The 3,876-nt window shown below is 68.8% G+C and carries 2 protein-coding genes and 1 pseudogene; all 3 read right to left on the bottom strand.

Annotation, left to right across the window (positions count from 1 at the left end):
• A pseudogene (locus tag QZT59_RS10630) lies at positions 1–466 on the bottom strand (hypothetical protein); the annotation flags it as partial.
• A 144-nt stretch (positions 467–610) separates the two neighbouring features.
• Positions 611–1,768, bottom strand: a complete 1,158-nt coding sequence (dnaJ, locus tag QZT59_RS10625; protein ID WP_290815591.1) for a molecular chaperone DnaJ — start codon at positions 1,766–1,768, stop codon at positions 611–613.
• A 319-nt stretch (positions 1,769–2,087) separates the two neighbouring features.
• Positions 2,088–3,500: a hypothetical protein gene (locus QZT59_RS10620; RefSeq protein WP_290815588.1), complete on the bottom strand. Its 1,413-nt coding sequence runs from the start codon at positions 3,498–3,500 to the stop codon at positions 2,088–2,090.
• Between the last annotated feature and the right edge of the window lie 376 nt (positions 3,501–3,876).

Raw genomic sequence — 3,876 nt, 5'->3', positions numbered from 1 at the left:
TCCGCTCGCCGTCGTCGAGCAGCGTCGTTTCGGGATCGATCGACAGCGGCGGGAACGACGGGTTCTCGCTCCAGAGGCCGGCGTCGAAGTGGTGGACGTCCGGCGCCGGCGGCTCGCCGCCATAACAGACCCGCTGGGCACCGGGCGCCAGTTCGTAGGCCTCGACGTCCTCGGCCGGCGCGACGAGCGCCCGGAACTCATCGTCCTCGGCGACGTCTCGCGGCGGGTCGAACCGAGTCGTCCCCTCCAGGAGGGCGGTCCCGAAGAACGCGAGGAGCGCGAGCGGCCCCTCGCCGACGACGCCCACCGTGACGTCGCGGCGAACGCCGGCGTGGCGCAGAAAGTTCCCGGCCTTCCAGGTCGACGTGCACAGCCAGTGAGCGTCGTACTCGCGTCCGGTCCCGTCGACCAGCGCCGTTCGATCCGACCGACGATCCCGCGCGAAGAGGTCCCCGACCGTCTCCATGTCGGGAAATTTTCCCCGGGGGAGCAAAAGACCGCGGGGTATCACGTTCGGCGCCGCGGACGCGAAGGCCGTGGTTGTACCTCGGCGGCGCGGACCCGAAGACGGTGGATGCACCCGCGCGGCGGTGAACGCGGGACGACCGACTCAGAACGCCCGCTTGATCCGCTCGAAGAAGCCGTCCTTGACCTCGATCTCGTCGCCGCCGGCCGCCGCGAACGCCTCGAGGGCCTCCCGTTGCTCCTCGTTGAGCGACTCGGGCGTGACGATCTGGACCGTCACGAAGAGGTCGCCGCGACCGCGACCGCGCAGCCGCGGCATCCCCTCGCCGTCGAGGCGGAACGTCTCGCCGCTCTGAGTGCCCGGCGGCACGTCGAGGTCGACGGGATCCTCGAGCGTGGGCACCTCGATTTCGTCCCCGAACACCGCCTGCGGGAACGAGAGCGGCAGGTGGTAGTGGAGGTCGTCGCCCTCGCGCTCGAACTCGTCGTGCTCGGCGATCGAAACGTCGATCAGCAGGTCGCCCGCGGGACCGCCCTCGGGGCTGGGCGCGCCCTCCCGTTCCATCCGCAGGGTCTGGCCGTCCTTGATCCCGGCCGGGACCTCGACGGTGAGAGTCGCCTCGTCGCGAACGTATCCCTCGCCGCGACAGTCGCCACAGGTTTCCGAGTAGAGGGTCCCCTCGCCCTCGCAGCGCCGACAGGCGGTCGTCTGCTGGACGCGGCCGAGCGGCGTCTGCTGGACCTGGGTCACCTGCCCGCGACCCTGGCACTCCGGACACCGCTGGGAGTCCGCCGACGGCGGGTGACCGCTCCCGGCGCAGGTGTCACACTCCGCGGGACGCTCGACGGTGAACTGCCGCTCGACGCCCTCGAACGCCGCCTCGAGGTCGATCTCGAGTTCGGTCCGCAGGTCCCTTCCCGACCGGGGGCGACGCCGACCGCCGCGGCCGCCCCCGAACACCTGTTCGAAGAGGTCGCCGAGGCCGCCGCCCACGCCGCCCATATCGCCGAACGGGTCGCCGCCCATGCCGCCCATGCCGCCGGCTCCCGCGCCGCCGGCGTCGAAGCCGTGCTTCTCGGCCTGTTCGTAGCGGTCGTGGCCCATCCGGTCGTAGGCCCGGCGTTTCTCCTCGTCCGTGAGCACCTTCTTCGCCTTCTGGATCTTCTTGAACTTCTCCTCGGCGTCGGGATCGTCGCTCACGTCCGGGTGGTACTCGGTGGCCTTCTCCCGGTAGGCCCGCTTGATCTCCTCCGCGGACGCGTCGGGACTCAAGCCGAGCACGTCGTAGAAGTCCTCGCTCATTCGTTACTCACCGATAACGCGTTGATCCACTTCAAGGGAACGTTCCGCCGGGCGGAGATCGTCCGTACCGATCCGGGCGGCCGCGTCGGACCGGCGCCGGTCGACGGCGGCGTCCAATCGGACCGGTCGACGGCGGCGTCCAATCGGACCGGTCGACGGCGGCGTCTGACCGGACTGATCGACGGGTGACGCTGGTCGATATCGCATCGACGTCGACGGACGCCCGACGTCGACGCGTCCGTTGGAACGAGTCCTCGGGACGGACGACGCGGGAGCCATCAGCGGGACGAGTCGTCGGAACACCCGACGAGCGGTGCCATCAGTGGCTGCGGTCGGTTCCCTCGAGTTCCTCGGTTCCCTTCAATTCCACCCGATCGTCGTCCACTCGGTCGATCTGGTCCGCTCCGACGGGGTAGTCGTCGTCGTCCGCGTCGCCCCAGCCGAGCACGGATTTGATTCGCTCGGCGATTCCCGGATGCGCGTCGACGTGCATCACCTCGCCTCGATCGTCGACGTCGGTGATCATTCCGATCTCCGTGCCGGTGGCGTCGACGACCGTTTTGCCGATCTCGTCGTCCGTGAGGGTCGCCCGACCGGCTCCGCCGCCCGTATCGGTGCCGACGGTCTCGCCCTCGACATCGCCGGAGGTCCCCCGATCGCCGGTCTCGGCTGCGAGCTGCTGGCTGTGAATCGTCTCCATCCCCAGGAGTTCGCCGCCGGTCACGTCCGCCCGGAGTCGCTTTCGGTCGACGACTTCCTCCTCGACGACGCGCTCTCGGTCGAACTGGGTCTGGATCCGGTCGTCCTCGGCGAATTCGGTCTGGATCTCGCACTCGGTCAGCACCTCGTCCGAGGTGAGGTCGACGTCGAGCAGTTCGCTTTGGGCGATCGACCGGTGGAGGCCCTCGACGTCGATGTCTCGGTCCTCGACGGTGTCGGTCTCGGCCACCTCCGTCCCCGCGACCCGACTCTCGACCGTGAACCGCTCGAGGAACTCCCGAGTGACCGACCACGCTTCCTCGACGTCGAGTTCGGCGTAGTACGGCTGATCGTCGGTGAACTCGATCTCGCCGACCGTCGCGTCGGTGCCGGTCTCGGCGGCGGCCGCGTCCGCGTCGGAACGTCCCGATTCGACGGTCCCGCGTCCGGACTCCCCGCCGACCGACTCGAAGTAGCGGGTTTCGTCGAACAACTCGCGGCGGTCGTGGTCGCCCTCGGCGACCAGCCGACAGCCCGTGCACTCGCGCTCGATTAGTTCGACGTCGAGGACGCGCTGGTCGACGACCTCGGACCCGACGAGTTCGCTCTCGACGGTCGCCTCCTCGACGATGACGCTCTCGACGACCGTGGTCTCTCGAACCTCGCTCGTCACCGTCTCGCCTTCGATGAGTCGCTCCTCGAGTTCCTCCTGATCCAGCGCGCTTCGGCTGAGGACCTCGTCGCGCCGGGTGACCTCGAACGGCTCCGTCGCCTCGCCACCGTGGTAGACGACGACGTGGTCGCCCTCGTCGAGACGGTCGAAGAAGTCGTCCCACTCGACGCGCTCGTGGGACTCGCCCATCTCGGACTCGCCGACGACGTGGAATCGCTCCGATTCGTCGGCCCCAGTTCGCCGTACCGGAACCGCCTGGTGATCGTCGGCCCACCCGCGTATCGTCTCTCGATCGGTCGAGATTCGTCCCGCGTTCCCCTCGCCGATATCCGCTCGTCCCTCGTCGGTGTTTTCTTCCATAGCACCGGGTCCGTTCCCGACACCGCGACCTAAACGACGGTTACCGTTTCCGACGATACGTCCCGTTTCCCGGGCCGGAAGCCCTCGATTAGAACGGTAGTGGCACGTATCGCGAGCTGGCGGTCGACTAACACGCTGTTACCGGTTCGTGTACCGGCGTCGCTGATCGTTGTGGGCGACAACCGGCGTACCGAAACCGTTCGGCGTCGGCGATCGTTGTGGTCGACAACCGGCCTAACGGAATCGTTCGCCGTCGAGGGCGACGGCGAACGACGAGAGCGACGCGACGAGGCGTCGGCGCTACTCCTCGTCGTCCCCGTCGTCGACCTCCTCGAAGTCCGCGTCGACGAACTCCTCGTCGGCCTCGCCCGCGGCC

The organism is Halovivax sp. (assembly GCA_007119345.1).
Taxonomy (GTDB): domain Archaea; phylum Halobacteriota; class Halobacteria; order Halobacteriales; family Natrialbaceae; genus Halovivax.
This window is presented reverse-complemented; position numbering and strand designations above follow the sequence as displayed.

Bases quoted from the DNA above. Each gene is read 5' to 3' on its own strand.
- dnaJ (WP_290815591.1), bottom strand. From the start codon at position 1,768: ATGAGCGAGGACTTCTACGACGTGCTCGGCTTGAGTCCCGACGCGTCC.
- QZT59_RS10620 (WP_290815588.1), bottom strand. From the start codon at position 3,500: ATGGAAGAAAACACCGACGAGGGACGAGCGGATATCGGCGAGGGGAAC.